This is a genomic window from Streptomyces sp. NPDC102270 (genome assembly GCF_044766405.1).
In the GTDB taxonomy this organism is placed as follows: domain Bacteria; phylum Actinomycetota; class Actinomycetes; order Streptomycetales; family Streptomycetaceae; genus Streptomyces.
The window spans coordinates 68,598-94,303 of sequence record NZ_JBIWLX010000005.1 but is presented as its reverse complement, the minus strand read 5'-3'; the positions used below and the strand labels follow the sequence as shown (position 1 = coordinate 94,303).

The 25,706-nt window shown below is 70.8% G+C and carries 26 protein-coding genes and 1 pseudogene; 6 read left to right on the top strand and 21 right to left on the bottom strand.

Annotation, left to right across the window (positions count from 1 at the left end; translation table 11 throughout):
- Positions 1-207: 207 nt before the first annotated feature.
- Together ACIRP7_RS10705 and ACIRP7_RS10700 are read right to left on the bottom strand one after the other, a co-directional pair.
- Positions 208-411 (bottom strand): cold-shock protein, encoded by a 204-nt coding sequence (locus ACIRP7_RS10705; protein ID WP_007383480.1) that lies wholly within the window; start codon positions 409-411, stop codon positions 208-210.
- 487 nt (positions 412-898) lie between these two features.
- Entirely contained in the window at positions 899-1,495 is a 597-nt protein-coding gene (locus tag ACIRP7_RS10700) for an NADPH-dependent FMN reductase (RefSeq protein WP_403656212.1), read from the bottom strand.
- Positions 1,496-1,607: 112 nt separating this feature from the next.
- On the opposite strand from ACIRP7_RS10700, the gene ACIRP7_RS10695 reads away from it, so the two are divergent.
- Together ACIRP7_RS10695 and ACIRP7_RS10690 are read left to right on the top strand one after the other, a co-directional pair.
- The gene (locus tag ACIRP7_RS10695; RefSeq protein WP_403656209.1) at positions 1,608-2,447 is read left to right on the top strand and encodes a helix-turn-helix domain-containing protein; all 840 of its coding nucleotides are present in this window, start codon (positions 1,608-1,610) and stop codon (positions 2,445-2,447) included.
- Positions 2,448-2,666: 219 nt separating this feature from the next.
- Positions 2,667-3,986: a phosphatase PAP2 family protein gene (locus ACIRP7_RS10690; RefSeq protein ID WP_403656206.1), complete on the top strand. Its 1,320-nt coding sequence runs from the start codon at positions 2,667-2,669 to the stop codon at positions 3,984-3,986.
- 19 nt (positions 3,987-4,005) lie between these two features.
- Here the strand turns inward: ACIRP7_RS10690 and ACIRP7_RS10685 are convergent, their stop codons facing one another.
- Positions 4,006-5,286, bottom strand: coding sequence for a helix-turn-helix domain-containing protein (locus tag ACIRP7_RS10685; protein ID WP_403656203.1), 1,281 nt, complete (start codon positions 5,284-5,286; stop codon positions 4,006-4,008).
- 187 nt (positions 5,287-5,473) lie between these two features.
- On the opposite strand from ACIRP7_RS10685, the gene ACIRP7_RS10680 reads away from it, so the two are divergent.
- On the top strand, positions 5,474-6,208 hold the full coding sequence (locus ACIRP7_RS10680; RefSeq protein WP_403656200.1) for a DUF4232 domain-containing protein: 735 nt from the start codon (positions 5,474-5,476) through the stop codon (positions 6,206-6,208).
- 13 nt (positions 6,209-6,221) lie between these two features.
- On the opposite strand, the gene ACIRP7_RS10675 is transcribed toward ACIRP7_RS10680, so the two are convergent.
- The 4 genes from ACIRP7_RS10675 to ACIRP7_RS10660 form a co-directional block, all read right to left on the bottom strand.
- On the bottom strand, positions 6,222-6,572 hold the full coding sequence (locus tag ACIRP7_RS10675) for a MerR family transcriptional regulator (RefSeq protein ID WP_403656197.1): 351 nt from the start codon (positions 6,570-6,572) through the stop codon (positions 6,222-6,224).
- Positions 6,573-7,007: 435 nt separating this feature from the next.
- Positions 7,008-7,256, bottom strand: coding sequence for a CBS domain-containing protein (locus tag ACIRP7_RS10670; protein ID WP_403656194.1), 249 nt, complete (start codon positions 7,254-7,256; stop codon positions 7,008-7,010).
- A 55-nt stretch (positions 7,257-7,311) separates the two neighbouring features.
- A complete protein-coding gene (locus ACIRP7_RS10665; RefSeq protein ID WP_403656191.1) occupies positions 7,312-8,796 on the bottom strand; it encodes a DEAD/DEAH box helicase in 1,485 nt (494 codons plus the stop codon).
- A 177-nt stretch (positions 8,797-8,973) separates the two neighbouring features.
- The gene (locus ACIRP7_RS10660; protein WP_004986771.1) at positions 8,974-9,177 is read right to left on the bottom strand and encodes a cold-shock protein; all 204 of its coding nucleotides are present in this window, start codon (positions 9,175-9,177) and stop codon (positions 8,974-8,976) included.
- A 464-nt stretch (positions 9,178-9,641) separates the two neighbouring features.
- Between ACIRP7_RS10660 and ACIRP7_RS10655 the strand changes: the two genes are divergently transcribed.
- Both ACIRP7_RS10655 and ACIRP7_RS10650 read left to right on the top strand, forming a co-directional pair.
- Positions 9,642-10,700 (top strand): nitrous oxide reductase family maturation protein NosD, encoded by a 1,059-nt coding sequence (locus tag ACIRP7_RS10655; RefSeq protein WP_403656187.1) that lies wholly within the window; start codon positions 9,642-9,644, stop codon positions 10,698-10,700.
- Between the two features lie 42 nt (positions 10,701-10,742).
- Positions 10,743-11,798 carry a methyltransferase gene (locus ACIRP7_RS10650; RefSeq protein ID WP_403656184.1) on the top strand — a complete coding sequence of 352 codons (1,056 nt, stop codon included), beginning with the start codon at positions 10,743-10,745 and terminating at the stop codon, positions 11,796-11,798.
- A gap of 46 nt (positions 11,799-11,844) precedes the next feature.
- On the opposite strand, the gene ACIRP7_RS10645 is transcribed toward ACIRP7_RS10650, so the two are convergent.
- From ACIRP7_RS10645 to ACIRP7_RS10600, 10 genes are all read right to left on the bottom strand, one after another.
- Positions 11,845-12,177, bottom strand: coding sequence for a TcmI family type II polyketide cyclase (locus ACIRP7_RS10645; RefSeq protein WP_390003267.1), 333 nt, complete (start codon positions 12,175-12,177; stop codon positions 11,845-11,847).
- 20 nt (positions 12,178-12,197) lie between these two features.
- On the bottom strand, positions 12,198-12,677 hold the full coding sequence (locus tag ACIRP7_RS10640; protein WP_352387483.1) for an SRPBCC family protein: 480 nt from the start codon (positions 12,675-12,677) through the stop codon (positions 12,198-12,200).
- 1 nt (position 12,678) lies between these two features.
- Positions 12,679-12,936, bottom strand: coding sequence for an acyl carrier protein (locus ACIRP7_RS10635; RefSeq protein WP_352387485.1), 258 nt, complete (start codon positions 12,934-12,936; stop codon positions 12,679-12,681).
- Between the two features lie 42 nt (positions 12,937-12,978).
- On the bottom strand, positions 12,979-14,229 hold the full coding sequence (locus ACIRP7_RS10630; RefSeq protein WP_403656180.1) for a ketosynthase chain-length factor: 1,251 nt from the start codon (positions 14,227-14,229) through the stop codon (positions 12,979-12,981).
- Positions 14,226-15,494 carry a beta-ketoacyl-[acyl-carrier-protein] synthase family protein gene (locus ACIRP7_RS10625; RefSeq protein ID WP_403656177.1) on the bottom strand — a complete coding sequence of 423 codons (1,269 nt, stop codon included), beginning with the start codon at positions 15,492-15,494 and terminating at the stop codon, positions 14,226-14,228. The genes ACIRP7_RS10630 and ACIRP7_RS10625 overlap by 4 nt, the downstream gene beginning before the upstream one ends.
- Positions 15,491-15,943, bottom strand: coding sequence for a cupin domain-containing protein (locus ACIRP7_RS10620; RefSeq protein ID WP_352387490.1), 453 nt, complete (start codon positions 15,941-15,943; stop codon positions 15,491-15,493). Before ACIRP7_RS10620 ends, ACIRP7_RS10625 begins: the two co-directional genes overlap by 4 nt.
- 67 nt (positions 15,944-16,010) lie before the next feature.
- Positions 16,011-17,168: a SchA/CurD-like domain-containing protein gene (locus ACIRP7_RS10615; protein ID WP_403656174.1), complete on the bottom strand. Its 1,158-nt coding sequence runs from the start codon at positions 17,166-17,168 to the stop codon at positions 16,011-16,013.
- A 167-nt stretch (positions 17,169-17,335) separates the two neighbouring features.
- Positions 17,336-18,034, bottom strand: a complete 699-nt coding sequence (locus ACIRP7_RS10610) for a class F sortase (RefSeq protein WP_403656171.1) — start codon at positions 18,032-18,034, stop codon at positions 17,336-17,338.
- Between the two features lie 119 nt (positions 18,035-18,153).
- On the bottom strand, positions 18,154-18,531 hold the full coding sequence (locus ACIRP7_RS10605; protein ID WP_403656169.1) for a hypothetical protein: 378 nt from the start codon (positions 18,529-18,531) through the stop codon (positions 18,154-18,156).
- 147 nt (positions 18,532-18,678) lie between these two features.
- Positions 18,679-20,334 carry an FAD-dependent oxidoreductase gene (locus tag ACIRP7_RS10600; protein ID WP_403656166.1) on the bottom strand — a complete coding sequence of 552 codons (1,656 nt, stop codon included), beginning with the start codon at positions 20,332-20,334 and terminating at the stop codon, positions 18,679-18,681.
- 475 nt (positions 20,335-20,809) lie between these two features.
- On the opposite strand from ACIRP7_RS10600, the gene ACIRP7_RS10595 reads away from it, so the two are divergent.
- Positions 20,810-21,193 (top strand): hypothetical protein, encoded by a 384-nt coding sequence (locus ACIRP7_RS10595; RefSeq protein ID WP_403656163.1) that lies wholly within the window; start codon positions 20,810-20,812, stop codon positions 21,191-21,193.
- Between the two features lie 45 nt (positions 21,194-21,238).
- On the opposite strand, the gene araD is transcribed toward ACIRP7_RS10595, so the two are convergent.
- The 4 genes and pseudogenes from araD to ACIRP7_RS10575 all read right to left on the bottom strand — a co-directional run.
- Positions 21,239-21,961 (bottom strand): L-ribulose-5-phosphate 4-epimerase AraD, encoded by a 723-nt coding sequence (araD, locus tag ACIRP7_RS10590; protein ID WP_403656160.1) that lies wholly within the window; start codon positions 21,959-21,961, stop codon positions 21,239-21,241.
- Positions 21,962-21,984: 23 nt separating this feature from the next.
- Positions 21,985-23,508, bottom strand: coding sequence for an L-arabinose isomerase (gene araA, locus ACIRP7_RS10585; protein WP_403656157.1), 1,524 nt, complete (start codon positions 23,506-23,508; stop codon positions 21,985-21,987).
- 13 nt (positions 23,509-23,521) lie between these two features.
- Positions 23,522-25,183: a ribulokinase gene (gene araB, locus ACIRP7_RS10580; RefSeq protein ID WP_403656154.1), complete on the bottom strand. Its 1,662-nt coding sequence runs from the start codon at positions 25,181-25,183 to the stop codon at positions 23,522-23,524.
- A 93-nt stretch (positions 25,184-25,276) separates the two neighbouring features.
- A pseudogene (locus ACIRP7_RS10575) lies at positions 25,277-25,486 on the bottom strand (RICIN domain-containing protein); the annotation flags it as partial.
- Positions 25,487-25,706: the final 220 nt, after the last annotated feature.

Genomic DNA, 25,706 nt, shown 5'->3' with positions numbered 1-25,706 from the left:
AGGGGAACCCTTCCTCGATGCGTGCGGCACGTGTCGAGGAATTCCTGCTGGGCGCGGCGAAGCCGCACGAGAATTCGCAAGAAAGAGCCGGGGAGAAACAAAGCGAAGATAATAAGACTCTTCGGGACAATCAGATTGTTCACAGGCAATGGGACAGGGCCCGCACCCCAAGAGTGCGGGCCCCAGCCGTGAAGATACGCGTCAGCGTCAGGCGGGAACGATGTTCTCGGCCTGCGGGCCCTTCTGGCCCTGCGTGACGTCGAAGGTAACCTTCTGGCCTTCCTGAAGCTCGCGGAAGCCGGAGGTGGCGATGTTGGAGTAGTGCGCGAACACGTCCGCGCCGCCACCGTCCTGCTCGATGAAGCCGAAGCCCTTTTCCGCGTTGAACCACTTCACGGTGCCAGATGCCATATTGAATCTCCCTAGGGGGCAGTGCCGGGACCCGCACTGTACGGACCCCGAGTCGCCGCGATGGACTCCCCTCCGGAAGATCCGGAAAGACGCCGGTGAAGTTCAATAAAGAAATTCTCCGGAAACCAAAACTGCAACTTTTATCACGGTAACACAGGGTAGGTGGGTGGATCTACACCGACTTGAATCGTAGTGGCGCCCTGGTCGAAAACCTCGCCGCGCCCCGCCCATGATTCTGTTGTGGCCGTGACAGTTATTCGTCCGGCCGTCGGCACATCTCCTCGTTCGGGCGGAGGCATCGGTGAGCGGGTCCGCCAGGACGGCGGGATGTCGGCGGCCCGCCCCATGGTGTATGCCCAAGGTTCGACGCACCCGCATATGTGACGTCACCACACCAGACTTTTGCGCCCGCCCGAAGTCCCCGAGAAGCACCCCCGACCCACCACCGTGATCCACCACACGCTCGGGATGTCCCCCCGCCGCCGGCTCACGCCGGGTACGGCGTGCTCTCGCGGGCCGAGCGAAGGGCGCCCGCCCACCAGGACAGCTGTTCCAGCAGGGTCTTGGCGTATCCGGCGGCCTCCGGGTCCAGCGGGCGGCCGTCCTGCCACGCGGTGAAGTAGTTGGGGAAGGCGAGGCCGTCGCGGACGGTGACCGCGTGCAGTTCGGTCAGGACGTTCTCCAGGTGCAGCACCGCGTGGCGTCCGCCCGCCGCGCCGCCGTAGCTGACGAAGGCGACGGGCTTGGCCGTCCACTGGGTGAAGTGCCAGTCGATCGCGGCCTTCAGGGACGCGGGGTAGCTGTGGTTGTACTCCGGCGTGACCACGATGAACGCGTCGGCGCTCTCCAGAGCCGACGTCAGCGACTCCATCCCGGCCGGCCGCGGATAGTCGTCCCCGGCGTACTTCGGCGACACCGCGGGCAGGGCCAACGGGACGTCGATCCCGGCCAGATCGACGACCTCCACCTCGAACCCCCCGTGCGCCGCGGCCTGCTCGGCCGCCCACGAAGCCACGACCGGCCCGAACCGCCCTTCCCGGACGCTTCCGACGATGACCACCAGCTTGTGCTTGTCGTTTGCCATGCCCACCACGATCGGACCGCTCCGCGACCGCAGCCAGACCGGGCTGAGGCTGGCCCCCGCAGGGCCACCCTGAGCCCTGCTCAGGCAGCGGTTCGGAACCTATGCTCGGGTCATGGGGACACCACTGGGGGATTTCGTCCGGGCCAAGCGGGACAGTATCCAGCCGGAGTCGCTGGGCCTGCCGGACCACGGCCGCCGCAGGTCACCGGGGCTACGGCGATCGGATCTCGCCGCCCGGGCCGGCATCAGCGTCGAGTACCTGACCCGCATCGAGCAGGGCCGCGACCGCAACCCCTCGATCACCGTGGTCAACGCCCTGGCCGACGCGCTCGGCCTCGACGCCGCCGAGCGCACCCACCTGCGCTACCTCACGAAGATCAGCGGCGGTGAGTGCGTGGCCCACCAAGCCCGGCCCGCCCCGCCGTCGCGCCACGTACGGCCCTCCGTACTGCGGACGCTGCGCCTGCTTGAGCCGGGCATCGCCCTGGTGACCAACCGGATGGGCGACGTCCTCGCCCACACCGACGCGTTCGAGGCGGTGACGAACGGGACGGGACTGCTCGACTCCGACACCCCGAACCTCACCCGGTACGTCTTCACCGACCCCCGCGCCCGGTCGTTCTTCGCCGACTGGGACGACATCGCGGACGAGCGGGCCTTCGACCTGTGGCTGGGGCCGTCCCTCGACTCCCACGAGTGGTTCACCGCGGACCTCGCACCCGTCGCCGGCCCCGAACTCACCCGCCGCCTGAACCGTCACGTCGTGCCGCGGCGCGGGGACCTCCGGCTGCGGCATCCCTTCGGACCCGAACTCCGGCTGGTCCGCGAGACCCTCGAGCTCTCCGCGGACGCACAGCAGCTGCTCGTCCTCCTCCCCGCTGACGAGGCGACGGACCGGGCAGTCGACGAACTGCGCCGTCCGGCGCACGGCGGGCTGAGAGCCATCTCGTGACAACCGGCCGGACCCTCGCCGTCCGGTGTTCGATTAGTGCTGCCATGTCATACCCTGCATCTTCGGTCGGCCGGGTTTCTTAGGGTGGACACAGGAACCAGGGCGGCGCTCCTTCCCTCTTCCACAGTCGGGCAGGCGGTTCTGACGAGCATCTAGTGAAACTGGCTGAAAGTGATAGAAATGCCACCGCGGATTCCTTCGCGAGCGAGGCTCTGGGCCGTGGGGGCCGTCGTGGCCCTCGGGTTCTTCATCGCGATGGAGTGCGCCGCCCACCACTACGGCCTGCCGGGACCGCTCACCACTCAGGCGCGAGAGTTCGTGTGCCCGCCCAAGTCGGGCCCCCTGCTGTACGCCGGCCTGGCACTGATGACGGTGGTGCTGACCTGGCGGCAGCGGTTCCTGGCGTTCGGTGCCGCGATCGCCGTGGACCTCGCCTTCGCGGTGGTCCGGTGGGTGTGCGACATCGAGGTGACCCACGGCCACCCCTTCGGCAACGGCGCGCTGTGGGTGATCGTGGGCTGCGCGGTCATCGCCCTCACCCGCCGCACCGGCGCGGACCGCGTCCTGCTGCTGAAGGGCGTCGGGCTGGGCCTGCTGCTGGTGGCAGGCCGCAAGACCGGTGACACCTGGCTGCTCATCACCGCGAAGAGCCGGCCGCAGGTGCTCGACCCGTATCTCGCCAACGCCGACCACGCCCTGGGCGACCCGTCGTGGCTGATGGGCCGGCTCGTCACCGCCACCGGAGCGGTCGGCTTCAACTTCCTCGACACCATCTACGGCCAGCTCGCGGTGGCCGCGGTGGTCGTCGCGCTGTACCAGCTGCGGCACGTGGCGGCACAGCGCCGCTTCCCGCGCCACCACCTGGTACGCACCTTCCTGCTGATCGGCCTGCTCGGACCGGCCATCTACATGATCTTCCCGGTGGTCGGCCCGGTGTTCGCCTACGGCACCGGCACCGACCACTGGGCGTCCATCGCCCTGTGGTCGCCGCAGATACCGAGCGACGGGAGCTGGGCGGTGGCGAACCTGTGGCCGCAGACACCGCCGCCGATATACGCCCCGCACTCCATACCGTTCGACGCGGTCACCCCGCGCAACTGCATGCCCAGCCTGCACACGGCGTGGGCCACCGCGATCCTCATCCACTCCCGCACGGGCCCCCGGTTCCTGCGGTACGCGGGCACCTTCTGGCTGATCGCCACCCTCTGCGCCACGCTGGGCTTCGGCTACCACTACGGCGTGGACCTCGTCGCCGGCGTGGTCTTCACCCTCACCATCGAGGCGGGACTGCGTTCCTACGATCGCGGCTGGGACCGCGCCGGGCTCCGGCTGACGGCCTACGGCGCGGCCGTCTTCCTCGCGCTCCTGCTGTCGTACCGCTATCTGCCGGTACGGATGGCCGAGTACCCGTGGCTGGCCGGCCCCCTTCTCCTGCTGGCGATGGGCTCGGTGATCTACGGCTACACGCGGACCGCGGCCCGGTGGGAACCGGCGACCCCACTGGCGCGCGCGCCGCAGCCGCAGCCCGAACTGCTGTGAACCGCGACGGACGCCCGGATCAGCCGCCCGTCCGCTCGATCCACTCGCCGCCGCCCAGCGGATAGTCATAGCCCGGGCGGCCCACCTGGGCGCTGGTGCGGAACGGCCTGCCGTCGTCGTCGAGGTGGATCGTGCCGCTGCGGCCGCCGCTGGACCAGTCGAGGCTGAGGTCCCAGCGGACGTCGTGCGCCTTGGTGCGGGCGGTGACGTAGAAGACCTCCGGATCGGACTCGCTGACCTTGTACGGGAAGTCGCGCTGGCCGTTCTTCGCGGTGACCGTGGGGCTGCCGTTGTCCAGGTCGATGTCGAAGAACTTGGTACCGACACCGCCTCCGCAGCCGACGCCCATCGAGTAGTCGTTCCAGGCGAGCGGCGCGCCCTTGGTGAGGAAGCGGACGTGCAGGGCGTTCAGTACGACGGTCTCCTCGCCGGTGCCCTGGACGGTGAGCGCGATCCGCTGCTCGCCCGAGGAGACCGCCCCGTAGGCGGCTGCCCAGCGCGGCGCGTCCTGCTCGCCGGGCGCCGGCGGGCCGACCTTGTCGGGATCGCTGTCGACGAGGAAGTGCTGACTGCACGGGTCCGCGTAGACGTAGGGGCGGACGCCGACGGTGAGCGGGACGCCGACGGCGGTGTCCGGGGCCGCGCCCTGCTTGCCCCCGCCCTTCGAGGTGCCGGACCCGTTGCTCTTCGAACCGGCTGTCCTGCTCGGAGAGCCGGTGGCCGACGCGGACGGCTTGCGTGCGCTCGCGCCGGCGGACGGGGTGGCGGAGGGCTGCCCGGCGGACCCGGTGTCCGGGGTTCCGGTGGACGTCGGCACCGTGGTGTCCCCGGCGCGGGTGTGCACCGGGCGCAGGGCGTAGGCGACGGGCCCCAGCGCGGCGAGCACCGCGACGGACGCGATCAGCGCGGTACGGCGACGGCGGAGCCAGGAGCGAGGACGCGGTGGGACGGCGTCGAGAGGGGTCTCGACGACAACGGGCTCGGCGTTCCCGGTCGCGGCCTCACCCGCATCCTTCGCCGCCACCTGGTCCGGCCTGCGTCCACGTTCCGCGTCCGCCAGGATCCAGCGCCGGTGCAGCTCCACCAGCTCCTGCGGTGTGGCCCGGCAGACCCGCGCGAGGCGCTCCACCGGGGCGTACTCGACCGGCACGGCGGTGCCGTTGCAGTAGCGGTGCAACGTCGACGTACTCATGTGCAGACGCTTGGCGAGCGTCCCGTAGCTCAGCCCCGACCGGTCCTTGAGTTCCCGCAGCAGCTGCGCGAACGCCTCCGGCCGGTCGGTCCCCGTTGCCCCTGACACCCGTCCCCCTCAACCCCCCGCATCCCGGCAAAGCATTCCAGGGGCAGTGCGTTCCCCCTGGTCAAAGCCCGTTTCGGCGTTCCAGTGTCCCCAACTGCCCGCTGAGCGTGGCGGTCGGGACGGATCACCTCACAAGCTTCGGTCATCCAATCACCACGCCACCCGACCTCCGAAGGGGCACCGCACCATGTCCAAGATCTCCCGCACCCGTCTCGTCGCCGCCGCCGCGACCACCGTCCTCGCCGCGCTCTCGCTGACCGCGTGCAACGACGGGGCAGGCATCAAGAACGAGGGCCGCGCGACCGGCACGAGCCCCTCCACCGCGGTCTCTTCCGAGGCCACGGCCACCGCCACCTCGGCTCCCTCGGGCTCCGCGGCCACCACCGGCCCGTCGGCCTCCACGGGATCCTCCGGCGCCGGGTCCACGGGCGGCACCGCGACGTCCGCCGTGCGCACCCCCGGGCCGACGAAGGCGCCCACCTCCGCGGCGGGCAGGCCGGTCACCTGCGAGGGCTCCACCACCAGGACGGTCGCGGCCCCGCTGACCCGCCCGGTGAACCACATGCTGCTCACGGTCACCAACACCGGCAGCAAGAGCTGCTACCTCTACGGCTACCCGGCAGTCCGCTTCGGCGAGGCCCAGTCCGTGCCCCCGGTCATCGAGGCCTCGAAGCCGCAGGCGGTCGTCACGCTCGCGCCGGGCGAGTCCGGGTACGCCTCCGTGAGCCTGTCCGCGACCGACGGCAGCAGCGCGAACGGCTACACCGCGAAGTCCCTGACCGTCTACTTCCACGGCCGCTCCGGCAACGAGAGCGTCGGCACGGGCGCCCACCCGCCGCTGGCCGCGAAGGGCGTCTACGTGGACGACTCGCTCAAGGTCACCTACTGGCAGCAGTCGATGGGCGACGCCGTCAGCTGGTGACACCACCGCGCCGTCAGCCGGCGCGGGACCCGGAGTTGTCGGATGGCGAGTTCGCGGCGCGGCGGTACTCGGCGTTGATGCGCTGCGCTTCCTCGAGCTGGTCCTCGAGGATGACGATGCGGCAGGCGGCTTCGATGGGGGTGCCGCGGTCGACGAGCTCGCGGGCGCGGGCGGCGATCCGCAGCTGATAGCGGGAGTACCGGCGGTGTCCGCCCTCCGAGCGCAGGGGAGTGATCAGCCGGGCCTCCCCGATGGCTCGCAGGAAGCCCGGGGTGGTGCCGAGCATCTCTGCCGCCCGACCCATCGTGTACGCGGGGTAGTCGTCGTCGTCCAGGCGGTCGCCGAGTGGAATATCTGCTGTCATGTCACCTCGTTGTGCAACGCGTCGAGGGGCCCCGGTGCCGTACGGCACCGGGGCCCCGAAGGGAATTCAACACCATCTGTCGGCCCTGTTGCTGTGCCGACCTTCTGTTTCCGCTACCCGGCCCGGTGACGGGAGGGGTGCGGGGATCGCGGCTGCGTGACCGGGGACCACCATCCAATCCGGGGTCTTGCGGTACCCGGGCCGAACACATCGGGCCGGGCGATCCTGATGGCGTCTGTCCTCCGTTCTTTCCTCGCTTGACCATGTCTACGAGAAAAACAGTAACCGTGGCAGGAGCCAATGTCTACTCTGACAAGAGGAGATTTTGGCGTTCGTGTGACGCAGACATCCTTCGACGTGAAGAACCGCGCCGGGATATGACGATGGGGCCCTGCCGACGCGCGTCGGCAGGGCCCCATCGGGCCTGAGGGTGGATCAGCCGGCGAGGCCGAGGACCTCCCGCAGCTGGAGCCGGTCGGTGTAGGCGGCGCTGTCCCGGAGAACGGCGAGCCCGGCCAGGGTGACCACACCCGTGCGCTGCTCGTCCCCGTCGCAGAGGACGAGGTGATCGACGCGGGCACCGGCCATGAGGGACAGAGCCACCTCGACCGTCATGTCGTCACTGACCCGGGGCCCGGGCCCCTGCCGGTCGAAGATCACGTGTGGCGTCTGGGTCGGCGTCATGGGTGCCTCCTACGGGGAAAGGGGTGGGGTCGTGGAGCGGGTCGGCGCAGCCGTCCTAGGCAGCGGAGCCGAAGCCGGTCCGGCGCGGTGCGCTGCGGCGTGCCGCTTCGCCCACGGGGCGGCCCTGGCCCGCCTGGCCCCGGCGTCCACGACGGCCCCGGGACGGGGACGGGGACGAGGACGAGGACGAGGACGATGTGCGGCGGGGGCGTTCCGCCTGCGGCGCGGTGATGACGACCGGGACACCGGAAGGCGCCTGGGCCCCGGTGATGCGGCTCAGCTCCTCCTCGCCCGAACGCACCTGGGCGATCCGGGGGGTGATGCCCGCCGAGGCCATCAGCCGGCTCATGTCACGGCGCTGGTTCGGGGTGACCAGGGTGACGACACTGCCGGACTCGCCGGCGCGGGCCGTACGACCGCCACGGTGCAGGTAGTCCTTGTGATCGGTGGGCGGATCGACGTTGACGACCAGGTCGAGGTTGTCGACGTGGATCCCGCGCGCCGCCACGTTGGTCGCCACCAGCACGGTCACGTGTCCGGTCTTGAACTGGGCGAGGGTGCGGGTGCGCTGCGGCTGGGACTTGCCGCCGTGCAGGGCCGCGGCGCGCACGCCGCTGCTCAGCAGGTGCTTGGTCAGCCGGTCCACCGCGTGCTTGGTGTCCAGGAACATGATCACCCGGCCGTCCCGCGCCGCGATCTCGGTGGTCGTCCGGTGCTTGTCCGCGTCGAGCACGTGCAGGACGTGGTGCTCCATCGTGGTGACCGCGCCGGCCGAGGGGTCCACCGAGTGGACGACGGGGTCGTGCAGGTAGTTCCGCACCAGCTTGTCGACGTTGCGGTCCAGGGTGGCGGAGAACAGCATCCGCTGCCCGCCCGGACGCACCTGGTCGAGCAGGGCGGTGACCTGGGGCATGAAGCCCATGTCGGCCATCTGGTCGGCCTCGTCGAGGACCGTGATGGCCACCTCGTCCAGCCGGCAGTCGCCGCGGTCGATGAGGTCCTTGAGCCGTCCGGGCGTCGCGACGACCACCTCGGCCCCGGCGCGCAGCGCACCGGCCTGCCTGCCGATGGACATTCCGCCGACGACGGTGGCCAGCTTCAGGTTCACGGAGCGGGCGTAGGGGGTGAGCGCGTCGGTGACCTGCTGGGCGAGCTCACGGGTGGGGACGAGAACGAGGGCGAGCGGCTTTCGCGGCTCGGCACGCTGTCCGGCCGTACGGGCCAGGGTGGCGAGGCCGAAGGCGAGGGTCTTGCCGGAGCCGGTGCGGCCACGGCCGAGGACGTCACGGCCGGCCAGGGCGTTCGGCAGGGTCGCCGCCTGGATCGGGAACGGCGCGGTCACGCCTTCACGGCCCAGCGTGGCCAGCATCCGCTCGGGCATGTCGAGGTCGGCGAACGCCTCGACCGCGGGCAGCGCGGGCGTGATCGTCTTCGGCGGGGCGAACTCGCCCTGCACGGTCTGCCGATTTCCGTTCGTCCTGGAACCACGGTACGGAGCGCCGGAGCGGCCACGGGTGGGATTTGAGCGTGTGCGATTCATGCGAAACCTTCCTTGATGCGGCACGTATCAAGGAATTCCCGCAGCCGGTGAGCGGCGCAGAGAATCGCGAGAACGGGCCGAGGCGATGTGTGTGATGCGCCCTGAAATGCCGCGAGCTGGGGCCCGCACCGCAAGGTGCGGGCCCCAGCTGCGAAGTTAGCGCGGCGGTGCCGAGCGTCAGGCCGGAACGATGTTCTCGGCCGTCGGGCCCTTCTGGCCCTGCGCGATGTCGAAGGACACCTTCTGGCCTTCCAGCAGCTCACGGAAGCCCTGGGCGGCGATGTTGGAGTAGTGGGCGAAGACGTCGGCGCCGCCGCCGTCCTGCTCGATGAAGCCGAAGCCCTTTTCCGCGTTGAACCACTTCACGGTGCCAGTAGCCATGTCATTTCTCCTTCGGAGGCGGTTTCGGAATTCACCCTGCGTGAATCCCGTGTCGCCGTGCTGATTAACCCGTCGGAAAAAACCTTGTGGCAACCACACCTGCAACTGAGATCGACAGTAGCACGGGGTGATCGGCCCCGGCGGGGCGATAATTGTGGACCGCACCGACGTTCGGGGAATACTCGCCGTGCCCCGGTCCTATATCTCATTCAGCGGGCGCAGATATTGCGCTCCCCTGGACGCCGCCTACCTCCCGCGCGCTCCGCCCGCAGCCCTGTGACCTCCGGTGATGGCGGATGCGCCGGGGTCGTCGGCATCAGCGGACGGCACGTCGGCGAACGACCCGGAACCCCGCGATCACGATGAACGTCACATCTGGCGCCCGCGGCGGACCGCACCCGTGACACGCCCCCGGATGGACTATCCCGCTCATTCGCGACCTTCCAGGCCATACCGTGCCGAATATGATGAGATTTCATATCTCCCGCCTGGCATGCACTGTGGCGATCATCGGGGCGGTGTTCGGGGCCGCCCCGCCCGTCGCCGCCGACCAGATGACCCACGTGGTCTTCCCCGGAGAGTCGATCCAGCAGGCGGTGGACGCCGCCGAGCCGGGCGACACCGTCCTGCTGACCCCGGGTACCTATCGCGAGAGCGTCATGGTGAGCACGCCCGGGATCACCCTGAGCGGCATGGGCCGCCGCACCGTCATCGAGCCGGCCCCGACGAAGACCGGCAAGTGTGCCGAGGCCGGTAACGGCATCTGCGTACTCGGTACGAAGGACCACGACGTCGAGGGCGTCACCATCGCCTCCCTCACCGTGACCGGCTTCACCGGTACCGGCGTGTTCGCCATGGCGACCGACGGGCTGACCGTACGGAACGTGACCGCGGTGAAGAACGGGGTGTGGGGGATCGCCCAGGAGCGTTCCGTGCACGGGGTGTTCCGCAAGAACACCGCCCGGGACAACGGCGACGCCGGCCTGTTCCTCGCCAACACCATCAAGGAGGAGGCGGGCGCCGCGGACACCGGCGGAACCGTGGTCGAGCACAACCGCCTGGAGGGCAACCGGATCGGCCTCACCGTCCGGCGCCTGAGGAACCTCACCGTCGCGGGCAACCACCTCACCGGCAACTGCGCGGGCGTCTTCGTCGTGGGCGACGAGAACAAGCCGCGGGCCGGCGCGCTGACCGTGCGCGACAACTCCGTCGTGAAGAACAACAAGTCCTGCCCGAAGACCGCGCGGCTGGACGCGCTGCAGGGCTCCGGGATCGTGCTGACCGGTACCGAGGACGCCCTGGTGACGGGCAACCGCGTCATCGGCAACGCCGGCGCCTCCTCGCTGTCGGGCGGCATCGTCCTGTTCAAGAGCTTCGTGGGCACCCCCAGCGAACGGAACCGGATCTCCGACAACGTGCTGGAGGACAACGCCCCGGCGGACCTCGTCAACACGGACGCGGGCAAGGACAACACCTTCGAACACAACACCTGCCGGGCCTCCAGCCCCGCCGGAATGTGCTGACCGGCCGTGGCGATCCAGGAACTCGAAGAAGAGAGGCGGCCCATGACGACCGCTCAGACCACTCGGACGGCTGAGGCCGCTCGGACCGCCCCGCCGCCGGCCATGCGGCTCAGGGAACTCGTGTTCGGCGCGGCCTGTGCCGCCGCCCTCCGCGCGGCCGCCCGGCTGGGTGTCGCCGACGCCCTCGACGACAGCCCACTGGCCGTGGAGGACCTCGCGGCCGCGGTGAAGACCGAACCCAGGACGCTGCGACGGCTGCTGCGCGCCCTGTCCTGCTACGGCATCTTCGCCGAGCAGCGGGACGGGACGTTCGCGCACACCGACATGTCCCGGCTGCTGCGCGAGGACGATCCGAACAGCCTGCGCGCCATCGCGCTGTGGTGCACCGAGCCGTGGACCTGGGCCGCGTGGCCGATGCTGGACGAGGCGGTGCGCTCCGGCCGCAACGTCGTGGAGGACCTCTACGGCAAGGAGTTCTTCCAGTACCTCAACGAGGACGCGCCGGAGTCGGCCGACGTCTTCAACCGCGCCATGACGACCTCCAGCGTGCAGTCCGCGCGGGATGTGGCCCAGTTCCTCGATCTGTCGGGGAGCAAGTCCGTCGCCGACATCGGAGGCGGTCAGGGGCATGTGGTGGCGAGCCTGCTGGAGAAGTACCCGTCGCTCCACGGGACCCTGCTCGACCTGCCGCGCGTGGTGGAGAACGCCGACCCGCGGCTGCGTCCGGGCGGCGCGCTCGCGGACCGGGTGCGCCTGGTGCCCGGTGACTGCCGTACGGCCGTTCCGGTCCAGGCCGACGTGTACATCATCAAGAACATCCTGGAGTGGGACGACGAGAGCACGACCCGCACCCTGCGCAACGTCATCGGGGCGGGCGGTCCGGGAGCGCGGGTCGTGGCCATCGAGAACCTGGTCGACGACTCGCCCTCGATGCGGTTCAGCACCGCTATGGACCTGCTGCTGCTCCTCAACGTCGGAGGGGCGAAGCACACCACGGAAAGCCTGACCCGCAGGCTGACGGAGGCGGGCCTGGTCATCGACGACGTCCGCCCGGTCAACCCCTATCTGCACGCGTTCGACTGCACGATCCCCGCCTGACCGACCCTCGCCGGGCACGCGCGGTGCGTGCCCGGCGAACGGCGGGTCAGGAGGCGGCGTCCCGCTCCCAGCGGTAGAAGCACCGCGCCATCGCGTCCTTCGGTGACCGCCAGGTCGCCGGGTCGTACGCGCTGACGTACGCCGCGAGGCGCTCGCTGATGTCCCGGAACTCGGGGTGTCCGGCCACCTTGGCGATGGCGGGCCCGGGGTCCTGCTCGGACTCGATGAGGTGCAGGTACACGTCGTCGAACTGGAACAGGCTGCGCCGGGCGACCCCGACGAGGTGCGGCAGTTCGCCGCGGTCCGACTCCTCGAACACCTTGGCGATGTCCAGGGCCGACTCCGGGGCCATACGGGCGACGATCAGGGACTGATGCATCGTCATGTTCTCCGTCCCGCTCAGTCGGACAGCATCTGTACGGGCCGGCGCTCTTCGGCGGCCTTCTCGATGCGGTCCCGGATCAGCTCCATCTGGACCTTGGAGTTCCGGTTGATGTTGTCCGTCATCCAGTCGTCGTCGACGGGTGCGTCCGGCCGCATCGCGAAGTCCTGCGTCCACACCATCCGGGTGCCCTCGGGGACCTTCTCGTACTGCCACACGATGTTCATGTAGGCGAAGGGCCCGGTCTCGACCCGGCGGGCCCGCACGGTGAGCGTGTCGCGGTCCGGCTCCCGCTCCGAGACCCAGCTCCACACCTTGCCGTCCTTGTCGGGGTGCATGGTCAGCCGGAAGGTGGTCCGCTCGCCCTCCCGGGAGATGATCTCGGCGGAGGCGTACTCGCTGAACAGCTGCGGCCAGCTCTCGACGTCGTTGGTCATGTCCCAGACCAGGTCCAGCGGGGCCGCGATGGTGATCTCGTTCTGCGTGTGTCCGGTCATCTCAGGCTCCTGCCAGAAGCGCGCTGTTGACGAGTTCGAGGAACTGCCGGGGGCTCTTGCTCTTCTCCGCGTCGGGAGGCATCGGGGTGCCGTACCGGTTCTCCAGCTCGCCCACGATGCCGAGCAGACCGAGCGAGTCGAGGCCGAAGGCGTCGAAGCCCGAGTCGCTGCGTTGCTCGAGCTCCTCGGGGGCGACGGTGATGCCGGCGGCCTTCTTCATGAGCTCGGCCAGCTCTTCCACGGTGATGCGGTCACTCATGGCGTTCCTCTCCTTGTGTGGTGTTGTGTTCGCGCAGCCTCGCTAGGAGGCGTCCGCGGCACCGCGCCGTAGCACCAGCGCCGCGTTCGACCCCATGAGCCCTCGGCTGAGGACCAGTGCCGTGCGCGCCTCGGTGGCTCGCGCGCGGACGGTGACGAGGTCGAGGTCGTGGCAGACGTCGAAGACGTTGGGGGTGGGCGGGATCAGTCCGTGCTCCATCGCGAGCACCGCGGCGGCCACGTCCAGCACGGGCGCCGCACCGTAGGCCCGGCCGATGGCGGTCTTCGGCGCCGTGACGGGCACGCGGGTGCCGTGCGGGCCGAGGGCGTCCGCGATCGCCAGTGCTTCGGCGCGGTCGGCCTCCGGGACGCCGAGGGCGTCGGCGAAGACCACGTCGATCTCCTCCGGTGCGCATCCGGCCTCGTCCAGGGCACCCCGGATCGCCTGGGCCAGCCCCTCCCGGGACTCCTCCCAGCGGGAGGCGCCGGTGAACGTCGCCGCGTGTCCCGCCAGCGTGGCCCGCACGGGCACGCCCCGCTCCCGGGCCGAGTCCTCGTCCTCCACGACGAGCATGGCACCGCCCTCCGCGGGCACGAATCCGCAGGCGGCGGCGGTGAACGGGCGGTAGGCGCGGTCCGGTTCCCCGACGGTGCTCAGCTCCTCGTACCCGAGCTGGCAGACCATCGAGTAGGGGGCCAGCGGCGCCTCGGTCGCGCCGGCCACCATCACGTCGGTGCCGCGCCGCACGGCCCGCGCCGCGTGCGCCAGGGCGTCCAGACCGCCCGCCTCGTCGGAGGCGACCACCCCGCAGGGGCCCTTGAGGCCGCGCCGGATGGAGATCTGGCCGGTGCTCGCGGCGTAGAACCAGGCGATGGACTGGTACGGCCCGACGAACCGGCTTCCCTTGCCCCACAGTTGCTGCAACTCGCGCTGCCCGAACTCGCCGCCGCCGGAACCGGCGGCGGTGACCACGCCCACGGAGAACGGCGCGGCGTCGGTGTCGGACCGGCCGAGCCCGGCGTCGTCCAGCGCCAGGTCGGCCGCGGCCATCGCGAAGTGGGTGAACCGGTCGGTCTGGACGAGGTAGCGCTCCTCGACCGCCGAGGGCGGATCGAAGTCCCGGATCTGACCGGCCACCCGCAGCGGCAGGTGCTCACACCCGTCGCGGGTGATCCGGTCCAGGACGGCGACGCCCTCCATGGTGGCCTTCCAGAAGGCCTCGGTGCTGGTTCCGTTGGGCGCGACCACGCCGATTCCGGTGACGGCCGCGCGCCGGGGTTGGGGTGCGCTCATTCGGTCCTCTCCCTCGGCAGGGTCATGATCACCGCGGACTGGAAGCCGCCGAACCCGCTGCCCACGGAGAGCACGCTGCGCAGCTTGCGCTCGCGGGCCACGCGCGGCACGTAGTCCAGGTCGCACTCGGGGTCCGGGGTCTCGTAGTTCGCGGTGGGCGGGACCACTTGGTGGGCCAGGGCCAGCGTGCAGGCGACGACCTCGATCGCCCCGATCGCGCCGAGGGAGTGGCCCACCATGGACTTGATGGAGCTCATGGGCGTGTCGTAGGCGTGCGCGCCCAGCGCCCGCTTGACCGCGGCCGTCTCGTGCCGGTCGTTCTGCAGGGTGCCCGACCCGTGGGCGTTGACGTAGTCGATCGCCGTGGGGTCGAGCCGGGCCTGGTCGAGGGTGTCCGTGATGGCCCGGGCCATCTCCAGGCCCTCACCGGTCAGACCGGTCATGTGGTAGGCGTTGCCGAACGTGGCGTAGCCGCCGATCTCGCAGTACACGCGCGCGCCGCGGGCCCGTGCGTGTTCCAGTTCCTCCAGGACGAGCACCGCGCCGCCCTCGCCCATGACGAACCCGTTGCGCCGGGCGTCGAAGGGGCGTGAGGCGTGGGCGGGGTCGTCGTTGCTCGGGGAGGTGGCCTTGATCGCGTCGAAGCAGGCCATGGTGATCGGGGAGATCGGCGAGTCGGAGGCGCCGGCGATGCACACGTCGGCCCTGCCCTCCTCGATCGTGTGGAAGGCGTACCCGACGGCGTCGAGCCCCGACGTGCAGCCGGTGGAGACGGTCTGCACCGGCCCGCGCGCCTCGAACCGCTCCGCCACCGCCGAGGCGAGGGTGCTGGGCGAGAACGCCCGGTGCAGGTGCGGACCTGCCTCCCGGGGGTCCACGTCCCAGCGCTGCCCGCCGTGGCTGACCAGGACGTAGTCGTGCTCCAGCCGGGTGGTGCCGCCGACCGCGGTGCCCAGCGAGACTCCGACCCGCCACGGGTTCTCCGCGGCCAGGTCGAGGCCGGAGTCCCGTACCGCCTCCTCGCCGGCGACCAGGGCGAACTGGAGGTAACGGTCGCTCCGGGTGATCTGCTCCGCGTCCAGTCCGTGGGCCGCCGGGTCGAAGTCGCACTCGGCGGCGATCCGGGAACGCAGCTCCGACGGGTCGAAGAACGTGATCCCGCGGGTCGCCGTACGACCGCTGGTCAGCAGGTCCCAGAACGCCGGGACGCCGATACCGCCCGGAGCGACGATTCCTATGCCGGTGACCGCCACGCGCCTGTTCATGAGCGCAACCCGGATTGTTCGGCCGCCCCGGCGTGGACCGCGTCCACGGGGATCGGCACCCCGTCGGCGTCCTCGGTGTCGACGTGCCCGAGCGGCGGGCTCGGGGCCAGCGGGCCGAGGTGGAAGACCATGCGGGCCTCCACGTTGCCGACGTTGCGGAAGCGGTGCCGCATGTGGGACGGGATCAGGAGCCCCTGCTCGGGACGCAGTTCATGGGGCTCACCGTCCAGGTCCACCTCGAGCTGCCCGCACACCACGTAGATGAACTCCTCGGAGTACGGGTGGTAGTGCTCGGCGATGCGGTCGCCGGGCTGCACGATGGCCACGCCCATGAAACCGCTGGTGGAGCCGACCGTGGTGGGGGTGAGCAGGGCGCGCAGATCGCCCCCGCGCCGGGTGTTGGGCTCGACCTCGCTGAGGTCCACCACTCCGGGATGACGTTTGATCACGAGGTTCCTCCGAACAGGTGCTGCTTCGACATGAGGGCGTGGCCGGTCACGGCCCGAGCCGGTGGGATCAGGCCTCGGGCGCGCGGCGGTCGGTGACGAGGTCCATGCGGGAGACCGCGAGGAGGTGGGCGGGGCTGCTGTCCCGCAGTGCCGGACCGTCCACCCCGAGGGCTTCGCCGTCGAGGAGTGCCGTCAGCTCGGCCGCCCGGCCGTGCTCGGTGAGACCGAGCACCGGGCCGGGGTCGCCGTCGAGGGGGCCGCGCACGTCGACCAGGCGCATCACGACGTCGTCGCGCTGGAAGATGGTGCTGCGCAGCACCGGTCCCCGCGGATCGTCCGCCGCGGCCTCGTCCTGCCGGGCGAGCAGCTCGGCCAGCTGCATGCCGCGGCCCTCGCGGGCCGGGTAGTACAGCGCGTGCCGCACGGCCTCCGGGCTCTCCTGCCCGGCCGTCACATGGTGCACGGCGGGCAGTGCCGCGCGGGTGAAGAAGACCCGGGCGGACTCGGGGTCGTCCAGGTCCCGGTCCTGCTCCAGATAGGGGTTGATGGCTTCCTCGACGGCCCGCACCTCGGGCTGGCGGGCGACGTGGCGCAGCGCGGCGAGCAGGTCGCCCCGCACCTCGATGGCCCGGACGACCCGGTTGCCGTGCATGAAGAGGGAGGTGCGGATCAGCCGGGTGGTGTCGTCGACCCGCGGTTCCGGCGAGGTGTAGCCGGCGAGGATCTCGGCGACGGTGGCCTCGCTGCCCGGCTTGACGGTGAAGGTGAGCGCGTGGCGGATGACCCCGTCACCGATCCTGGGCGCCGCCTGGAGCCGGCGCTTCCCGGGCCCGGTCGGCACCGCCGGGCCGCCGGTCTCGCGGACGATGTGGAAGCGCAGCGACCGGGTGTCCCGGACGCAGCTGTGCAGCGGCTGCACCATCCGCACGTGTTCCTCGCTGTTGACCCAGGTGAGGAACGGCGGGGCGCTCTCCCACTCGCTGGTGATGAGCCACTGGGAGGGGTTCTCGATGGACTGGCACAGCTGGTCGCTGACATGTCCGGGAACGGAGGCGACCTGGCTGCACAGGCTCTCGTACGCCTCCAGGAACTGCTGCTGGGCCCCGTCGTAGACGTCGACCAGCAGGACGACACGGAGCCTGGAGCCGTCGAACACGGACTGGGAGACTCGCTGCGACGCCTGTTGTGTAGGCGCTTTCGAAACACGGTCGGACGTGGTGGTCATCCTGCGCACATCTCCTTCGGGGGCTAAGGCGGACGAACGTCGGCCACGGGGCGTGACGTCGGCGTTCCTCGATCGTCAGCCCGCCCCGGGAAGCGCGCGACTCGTATGCACCGTGGGGGTGACCGGCGGCCCGGGAGCCGGGCGGGGCGGGGCGGGTGAGGGGGGGCTCAGAGGAGGTGGGCGAAGACCACGAGGTTGTCCGTGTAGTCCTTCGCCGAACGGTCGTAGTCACCCGCACAGGTGATGAGCCGCACCTCGGGCCGGGCCGTGTCGTCGTACACGCGCCGACTGGGGAAGTTGTCCTTCTCGAACGTCTCCACGCTGTCGATCACGAAGGACGCTCGGCGCCCGTCGGCGCGGTCGACGTGGAAGACGTCCCCCGCCTCCAGTTCGCCGAGGTTCACGAACACGGCCGCCGACGTCTTCGTGTCGACGTGTCCGGCGATGATCGCGGTGCCCGGTTCCCCGGGGGAGACGCCCTTGGCGTGCCAGCCGACGAGGTTGGTGTCGGCGGCGGGAGGAGGTTCGAGCCGGCCCGTGGGGCCGATGGCGAGATCCGTGAAGGGGGCGTCGACCCCGATCTTCGGAATGAGCAGGCGTTCGGGTCTGGACCGCCGCAGTTGCCTGCCGGCCGGCTGCCCGGCCGCCTGTCCGGGCGGTGCGGGTGGAGCCGATACGGCGGTGGGCAGGGCCCGCGGCAGCCGGGGGGCGTCGGCGGACGACCCGTCGTTTCCGCCGAACAGGCTCACGGCCAGCACCAGGAGCGCCGCGGCGCCCAGCATCAGCTTGGTGTGGGACCCGTCCCCGGTCGGGGCGGGATCGTCCTGGCCGGGACTGTCTGCGGGGGGAGAAGGACGAACTGCCATCGGGCACCACCTCACCAGGGCACGGCAGCAAATCAGGCGGACGGGGCACGGGGAGGGCCGGCCGGGCCGCCACGCGGCACACGCGTGGCGGCCACGGCGGCTATCGCGTCCGGCATGGGTCAGGCCATGCTTCCGGCGAACTTCTTACGGCGTGCCGCGTACAGGCCGGTTCCGGCGACCACCAGCATGGCGAGGCCGCCCGTGGTGACCGCGGGGGAGGCGAGCCCGCCGCCGCCGGTGTGCATGCCGCCGCTGGGCTTCTCGTGGCTGCCGCTCCAGCCGCCGTCGTGCTTGCCGCCACCGGACTCCCGGCCCTGCTCGCTGTCCTTGTCCTTGTCCTTGTAGGTCTCCGGGTCGTACTTGGGGTTGGTGTGCTCCTTGCTGTAGGAGGAGTCCGACGAATCCCAGTCGTCCCCGGCCGCGTGAGCGCCGGGTGCGCCGAGAACGAGGACGGCCGAGGCCGCCGCCGTGGTCAGGAGGATGCGGGCAGAGCGCATGTGACGTTCCTTCCGTCGGTGGCCGGGCAGCTGCTGCTTCGTCAGCTGAGGTGGCCCGCCCCCGACGTGATCCACCGTCAGTCACCCGGGCGTCCGCCACCACTCAAGGCGCTCACCCGGGTGAACACGCCCGCATCCGGGGGAATGTCAGACGGATCCGAGCAGGGTGCTCAGAACCTGACGCAGCGTCGATTCGGCATCCGCGACCGGTCCCTGCGACCGCCAGGCCACGAACCCGTCGGGCCGTACCAGTACGGCGCCTTGGGGCGTCGTACCGTGCGCGGCCGACCAGTCCGTGCCGCCCTCGGGCGTCAGCTCGGTGTCCGGTCCCTCGCCCACCCGGTACGACGTCAGCGGGACGGACGTCTCCGCGGCGAGGCGGACGGCGGCCTGGTGCCAGCCGCTCGACGCCCCCGCGTCGCTGAGCAGGACGAGCGAGCGTTCGTAGAGGTCCAGGGTGGAGATCCGTTCCCCTTGGCGGCGTACCACCAGGTGGGGTGCCCTGCTGCCGGGTTCGCCGGACAGGTCGAGACGGTCCGGGACGACCGGGGTCGCGGGATCGGCGCCCACGACCGCGCCCTGCGGATAGCGGTAGCCGAGGGCCACGTTGAGGATGCCGCGCTGCGGGCCGCCACCGGTGCCTGGAGGCGGGGCGTAGCCGGGGTGGCTGTGCTCGGCCGACCGGGCGGCGGCGCGGGCGCTGGTCGCCTCCGCCACCGGGCGCCGCTCGGCGTCGTAGGAGTCGAGGAGCGTCTCCCCGGCCCAGCCGCCGAGGACCGCGGCGAGCTTCCAGGCGAGGTTGTGCGCGTCCTGGATACCGGTGTTGGAGCCGAACGCCCCGGTGGGGGACATCTCGTGGGCCGAGTCGCCGGCCAGGAAGACGCGCCCCGACCGGTAGCTGCGGGCGACGCGCTGGGCGGCGTGCCAGGGGGCCTGGCCGGTGATCTGTACGTCGAGATCGGCGACGCCGACCGCGCGGCGGATGTGGTCGACGCACCGCTCGTCGGTGAACTCCTCCAGCGTTTCGCCGCGTTCGGGGTGCCAGGGCGCGTGGAAGACCCAGTTCTCCCGGTTGTCGACGGGCAGCAGGGCGCCGTCGGCCTCCGGGTCGGTCAGGTAGCAGACGATGAACCGGCGCTCGCCCACGACGTCGGCGAGGCGGCGGGAGCGGAAGGTGATGCTGACGTTGCTGAACAGGTCACCGGGACCGCTCTGGCCGATGCCGAGCTGCTCGCGGACGGGGCTGCGGGGGCCGTCGGCGGCGACGAGGTAGTCCGCGAGGACGGTGGTGTGCTCGCCGGTCTCCCGGCTCTTGAGGATCGCGGTGACGCCGGAGGGCGAGGTGTCGAACGACAGCAGTTCGGTGGCGTACCGCAGATCGCCGCCGAGCCGCGTGGCGTGGTCGAGGAGGACCGGCTCCAGGTCGTTCTGGCTGCACAGGCACCATGAACTGGGGCTGAAGCGGGCCAGTCCGCCGCCCGCGTCGATCTCCTTGAACAGCCACTCGCCCGCGTCGCCGACCAGGGTGGGGGTCTGCAGGATCCCGTGGTTGTCGGCCAGGGTGGCTGCGGCCTGACGGATCATCGGCTCGACGCCGGCCGTCCGGAACAGTTCCATGGTGCGCACGTTGTTGCCGCGGCCGCGGGGGTGGATGGAGGTGCCGGCGTGCCGTTCCACCAGCGTGTGCGGTACGCCCAGCCGGCCCAGGAAGACCGAGGTGGACAGGCCGACGAGGGAACCGCCGACGATGAGGACGGGGACCCGGTGGGTCGTGGGTTCGGCTTGGGCAGCTCTTTGGTTCATCACTCGCCTCCAGCGCGTCGTGTCCGCCGACTCGTCCGGGTGCGGCGGCGAGCTTCATGCATGCCCCGCGACACGACCACGGGCCCAAGCTTCACCCGCTCAACACGCCCGGTTCCCCGAGTCGGCGGGCACTCGACGTGACGGCGGGTTCGACGCGCGCGGGGCCCCGATGCCGTACGGCATCGGGGCCCCGGAGGATCGGTACTGCGCCGGCGGCTCCTTGATGTGCGAGCCGCCCAGTGCGGCCCTCAGCCTCGTCGCCACCCTGGGAACGCCTTGGCTTCGAGGCTCGAGAGCCGCACTGACCTGCGAACTTCGTCTACCACTACCCGCCAGTTCGTGTCTGCCGGGTCTCGTTCGACCATGTCTACGATATGAAGCGTAACTATGTCGGCGAAGGATGTCTACTCTGGCAAGAGTAGATTTGCTGGCCCGGACCGCAGGCCGGTTCCGGGACTGAATAGGATCTGCTCTCATGTCGAACCCTGACGAGCTGCTCGTCGCCCTCTCCACCGCGGTGGAGTCCGAGCGAAGCAATCAGATGTCGTTGACCGTGGTCGTCGGCGGTGCCGTCATCACCGGCCGGCTGGCTCCTGAGGCCGTGTGGCGGGAGCGCGTGGCGGAGGTGCTGAAGGACTCGGACCGCCTCGGCCCGTTCTCCGACGTCTTCTCCCGTGAGCCGGGAGGGGACCGGCCCGATCACGACGGGGCGCCCGCCCAGCCCACCCATCTGCACTTCCATCTCGCCCGGATCCTGCAGGGAAGCCTCGGTATCCCGGAGACGGGAGGCATGTACCGCGTCGCGATCAAGGACGTCAGCGCGTGGACCGTGGGTGATCTCAGCTACTTCGACCAGTAGTCCGAGACCGGGGGCCCGGTCCGGCCGGGCCCCCGCTCTCGCCGCTCACTGTCTCGGGAGCGCCGCCTCCGGGTTGCCGTAGTAGGCGTCGGGGCCGTGTTTGCGGGTGTAGTGGCGCTCCAGGAGGTGCTGGGGCGGTGGGGCGGTCGGGTTGAGGGACATGGTGTGGAGGGCGATGTCGGCGACGGCCTCGCAGATGATCGCGTGTTCCAGGGACTTGCGGGCGGTGGCGCCCCAGGTGAAGGGGCCGTGGCCCGAGACGAGGGCGGCGGGGACCTCGACGGCCCGCTGATCCTCTCCGTCCAGCAGATCCACGATCACTTGGCCGGTGTTGTACTCGTAGTCCTTGGCGCACTCCTGGGCGGTGAGGTCGCGGGTGACGGGGATGGGTCCGTTGAAGGTGTCGGCGTGGGTGGTGCCCAGGACCGGGATGTCGCGGCGGGCCTGCGCGAAGGCGACCGCGTGGGTGGAGTGGGTGTGGGTCACGCCGCCGATGGAGGGGAACGCCCGGTAGAGGCAGCGGTGGGTCTCGGTGTCGGTGGACGGACGCAGGTGGCCTCCGACGACCGCGCCGTCGGACAGGCGGACCGTCACCAGGTCGTCGATCGTGAGGTCCTCGTAGGGGACCCCGGAGGGCTTGATGACGAATACGCCCGCCTCGCGGTCGACTCCGCTGACGTTCCCCCAGGTGAGGGTCGCGAGGCCGACCTGGGGGATGGTGAGGTTGGCCTCCAGGACCTCCTGGCGCAGACCCTCCCGGACACGCACGCTCTTGTCTCCCTCGATGCCGGTCACAGGGCCTGGGCCAGTCGGTGGTAGGCGGCGTTCCAGCGGATTTCCTTGGCGAACTGGTCGGTGCGGGTGTGCTCGTCGATGGTGAGGAGTTCGACGCCGGTCATGGCCGCGTAGTCGGTCAGCGTCTCGAGGTCGACGGCGGAGCTGAGCACGGTGTGGTGCGGGGCGCCGGCCAGCAGCCAGCTCTCGGCCGACTCCGCGAGTGAGGGGCGCGGCTTCCACACCGCCCGGGCCACGGGGAGGTGAGGCAGGGGCTCGCTGGGACCTACGACGTCCACGGCGTTGGCGGTCAGCCGGAAGCGGTCGCCGAGGTCCGAGAGGCCGACGACCACGGCAGGGCCCTCGGCCGCGTCGAAGACCAGACGGACCGGGTCCTCGCGGCCGCCGATGGACAGCGGGTGGATCTCGCAGCTGGGGCGGCCGGCGGCGATGGAGGGGCAGACCTCCAGCATGTGCGCGCCGAGCACGCGGGGGGTGCCGGGGCCCAGGTGGTAGGTGTAGTCCTCCATGAAGCTGGTGCCGCCGGGCAGCCCCTGGCCCATGACCTTCATGGTGCGCAGCAGGGCCGAGGTCTTCCAGTCGCCCTCGCCGCCAAAGCCGTAGCCGTCCGCCATCAGCCGCTGGACGGCCAGGCCGGGCAGCTGGCGCAGTCCGCCGAGGTCCTCGAAGTTGGTGGTGAAGGCGGTGAAGCCGCCCTCGGTCAGGAAAGTCCGCAGGCCGATCTCCTGGCGGGCCGCGTACAGGAGGGAGTCGTGGCGGATGCCGCCGGGGCGCAGTGCGGGTACGACGTCGTAGGACTCGACGTATTGGGCGGCGAGTTCGGCGGCCGCCTTGTCCTCGACGGCGTCGACCACGGCCACCAGGTCGTTGACGCCGTAGGTGTTGACGGAGAAGCCGAAGCGCAGCTGGGCTTCGACCTTGTCGCCTTCGGTGACGGCGACGTCGCGCATGTTGTCGCCGAAGCGGGCCAGGCGCAGGGTGCGTGAGGCGTGGCGGCCCAGGGCGGCGCGGGTCCAGGCGGCGATGCGGCGGATGACGCGGGGGTCGGTGGCGTGCCCGGCGACGATCTTGCGGTCGATGCCGACGCGGGATTCTATGTGGCCGAACTCGCGGTCGCCGTGGGCGGCCTGGTTGAGGTTCATGAAGTCCATGTCGATGCTGGGCCAGGGCAGCGACAGGTTGTACTGGGTGTGCAGGTGCAGCAGGGGCACGTCCAGGGCGCTGAGTCCGGCGATCCACATCTTTGCCGGGGAGAAGGTGTGCATCCACACGATCACGCCGACGCAGGTGTCGGAGGTGGTGGCTTCCAGGCACATCCGGCGGATCGAGTCGGCGTCGGTGAGGACGGGCTTCCACACGATGCGGGCCGGGATCTTGCCGGGGCCGCCGAGGATGTCGGCGATGTTTTTGGACTGCTGGGCGACCTGGTGCAGGACGTCATCGCCGTACAGGCCCTGGCTGCCGGTCAGGAACCAGATCTCCTGGCCGGGGTGGGCGGGGGCGTTGGTGTTGCTGGACATGGGGGTTTTCCTTTCAGGAGGACGCGGAGACTTCGGTGCGCAGGCGGCGCAGGCGGCGCATGACGTCGTTGGTGCCGCGGCCGAAGTAGTCGTGCAGCAGCCGGTACTCGGCGTAGAGGCGGTCGTAGGCCGCGGCCCGCTCGGGGTCCGGCTGGTAGACGCCGCGGTCGGCCTTGCCCATGGACCGGGCGGCGGCCTGGATGTCGGGGTACGCCCCGGCCGCCACCGCGGCGTGCATCGCCGCACCGAGCGCCGGGCCCTGGGTGGAGCCGATGACACCGAGGGGGCGGCGGGTGACGTCGGCGTAGATCTGCATGAGCAGGGCGTTCTTGGTCAGCCCGCCCGCGACGATGAGCTCCTCCACCGGCACGCCGGCGGCCTCGAAGGCGTCGATGATGGTGCGGGTGCCGAAGGCGGTGGCCTCCAGCAGCGCCCGGTAGACGTCCTCGGGACGAGTGGACAGCGTCTGGCCGATCAGCAGGCCGCTGAGGTCGTGGTCGACCAGCACCGAGCGGTTGCCGCTGTGCCAGTCCAGGGCCACGAGTCCGTGCTCGCCCACCTTCTGCCGGGCGGCCAGCTCGGTCAGGTACTCGTGCGCGGACTGCCCGGCCGCCGCGGCCTTCTCGGCGTACTCGGCGGGGAACCCGATGCGGACGAACCAGCCGAAGATGTCGCCGACCCCGCTCTGACCGGCCTCGTAGCCCCACAGGCCCGGCAGGATCCCGCCGTCCACGACACCGCACATGCCGGGCACGGTGCCGAGCTGGTCGGAGCTCATCACATGGCAGGTGGAGGTGCCCATGATGGCGACCATCTGGCCGGGCTCCACGGCCGCTGCCGCCGGGGCGGTGACATGCGCGTCGACGTTGCCGACGCAGACCGTGATGCCCTCGGGCAGTCCCGTCCAGGCGGCGGCCTCGGCGGTCAACGTCCCGGCCGGGTCGCCGAGCTGGCCGATCGAATGGTCCAGCTTGTCGGTGACGAAACCGGCGAAGTCCGGGTGCAGGGCGCCCAGATGGGCGGGTGACGGATAGCCCCCGTCCTGGTACTGGCCCTTGTAACCGGCGGTGCAGGCGTTGCGGACGTACGTGCCGCACAGCTGCCACACGATCCAGTCCGCCGCCTCCACCCACCGCTCCGTACGGCGGTAGATCTCCGGGTCCTCCTCCAGGACCTGCAGCGCCTTGGCGAACTCCCACTCCGAGGAGATCTTCCCGCCGTAGCGCTGGAGCCACGGCTCCTTCATCTCGGCGGCCAGCGCGTTGATCCGGTCGGCCTGGCCCTGGGCCGCGTGGTGGCGCCACAGCTTGACGTAGGCGTGCGGTCGGGCGGTGTACTCGGGCAACTCGCACAGGGGGGTGCCGTCCGCGAGCGCCGGCAGGACCGTGCAGGCGGTGAAGTCGGTGCCGATGCCGATGACCTGCTCGGGCGCCACACCGGCGCGGGCGAGGGCCTCGGGTACGGCGGTGCGCAGCACGTCGATGTAGTCCGACGGCACCTGAAGGGCCCAGTCGGGGGGCAGCCGGGTGCCGTCCGGCAGCTCGCGGTCCAGGACCGCGTGCGGATAGACGTGCTCCGCCGACGCGAGCTCCTCGCCGTCACGGACGCGGACGACGACGGCACGGCCGGACAGGGTGCCGAAGTCGACACCCACGACGCAGGGTTCTTCGGGCATGGCGCCCCACCTCTCGTTCGATATATCGATCACCGTTCGGGATCTAGGGCAGAGGATAAGGGGTCCGGCCTCGGCCGGACCCCCCTCTACGGGTCAGTTAATCCGCACGACCTGCCGCAGTTCGTCTTCGGCACCGTTGTCCGCCGACTGCACGATCAGCGCGCCGTTGGCGGTGGAGGCCGAGGCGACGTCCGCCGCCAGGCCGCTGCCGCTGTTGACGAGCTTGTAGTAGCCGCCTCCCGCGTCCGTGAGCGTCCACTGCTGGGAGCGCGCGGTGGACCACGCCTTCTGGACGACGGCCGCGCCGGCCGGACAAGAAGATGATCGCGGAGACGGCGGTGACGCGACTCCTCAAGCGGATCGGCGGCTCGTCTCCGGTCCCGGGCATGGAGATCCGGGCCCCGCACCGGCTCGTCCCCCGGGCGAGCACCATGGGGCGGAGGCTGCGGACACGGCCGAGTGGGCGGCATCACCACCCCTTTTGCACTAATTGGGGAACGCGGAGGATTCCCCACCCCTCCTT

Coding starts and splice junctions, on each gene's coding strand:
- ACIRP7_RS10705 (WP_007383480.1), bottom strand. CDS start 411: ATGGCATCTGGCACCGTGAAGTGGTTCAACGCGGAAAAGGGCTTCGGC.
- ACIRP7_RS10700 (WP_403656212.1), bottom strand. CDS start 1,495: ATGGCAAACGACAAGCACAAGCTGGTGGTCATCGTCGGAAGCGTCCGG.
- ACIRP7_RS10695 (WP_403656209.1), top strand. CDS start 1,608: ATGGGGACACCACTGGGGGATTTCGTCCGGGCCAAGCGGGACAGTATC.
- ACIRP7_RS10680 (WP_403656200.1), top strand. CDS start 5,474: ATGTCCAAGATCTCCCGCACCCGTCTCGTCGCCGCCGCCGCGACCACC.
- ACIRP7_RS10675 (WP_403656197.1), bottom strand. CDS start 6,572: ATGACAGCAGATATTCCACTCGGCGACCGCCTGGACGACGACGACTAC.
- ACIRP7_RS10670 (WP_403656194.1), bottom strand. CDS start 7,256: ATGACGCCGACCCAGACGCCACACGTGATCTTCGACCGGCAGGGGCCC.
- ACIRP7_RS10665 (WP_403656191.1), bottom strand. CDS start 8,796: ATGAATCGCACACGCTCAAATCCCACCCGTGGCCGCTCCGGCGCTCCG.
- ACIRP7_RS10660 (WP_004986771.1), bottom strand. CDS start 9,177: ATGGCTACTGGCACCGTGAAGTGGTTCAACGCGGAAAAGGGCTTCGGC.
- ACIRP7_RS10655 (WP_403656187.1), top strand. CDS start 9,642: ATGATGAGATTTCATATCTCCCGCCTGGCATGCACTGTGGCGATCATC.
- ACIRP7_RS10650 (WP_403656184.1), top strand. CDS start 10,743: ATGACGACCGCTCAGACCACTCGGACGGCTGAGGCCGCTCGGACCGCC.
- ACIRP7_RS10645 (WP_390003267.1), bottom strand. CDS start 12,177: ATGCATCAGTCCCTGATCGTCGCCCGTATGGCCCCGGAGTCGGCCCTG.
- ACIRP7_RS10640 (WP_352387483.1), bottom strand. CDS start 12,677: ATGACCGGACACACGCAGAACGAGATCACCATCGCGGCCCCGCTGGAC.
- ACIRP7_RS10635 (WP_352387485.1), bottom strand. CDS start 12,936: ATGAGTGACCGCATCACCGTGGAAGAGCTGGCCGAGCTCATGAAGAAG.
- ACIRP7_RS10630 (WP_403656180.1), bottom strand. CDS start 14,229: ATGAGCGCACCCCAACCCCGGCGCGCGGCCGTCACCGGAATCGGCGTG.
- ACIRP7_RS10625 (WP_403656177.1), bottom strand. CDS start 15,494: ATGAACAGGCGCGTGGCGGTCACCGGCATAGGAATCGTCGCTCCGGGC.
- ACIRP7_RS10615 (WP_403656174.1), bottom strand. CDS start 17,168: ATGACCACCACGTCCGACCGTGTTTCGAAAGCGCCTACACAACAGGCG.
- ACIRP7_RS10610 (WP_403656171.1), bottom strand. CDS start 18,034: ATGGCAGTTCGTCCTTCTCCCCCCGCAGACAGTCCCGGCCAGGACGAT.
- ACIRP7_RS10605 (WP_403656169.1), bottom strand. CDS start 18,531: ATGCGCTCTGCCCGCATCCTCCTGACCACGGCGGCGGCCTCGGCCGTC.
- ACIRP7_RS10600 (WP_403656166.1), bottom strand. CDS start 20,334: ATGAACCAAAGAGCTGCCCAAGCCGAACCCACGACCCACCGGGTCCCC.
- ACIRP7_RS10595 (WP_403656163.1), top strand. CDS start 20,810: ATGTCGAACCCTGACGAGCTGCTCGTCGCCCTCTCCACCGCGGTGGAG.
- araA (WP_403656157.1), bottom strand. CDS start 23,508: ATGTCCAGCAACACCAACGCCCCCGCCCACCCCGGCCAGGAGATCTGG.
- araB (WP_403656154.1), bottom strand. CDS start 25,183: ATGCCCGAAGAACCCTGCGTCGTGGGTGTCGACTTCGGCACCCTGTCC.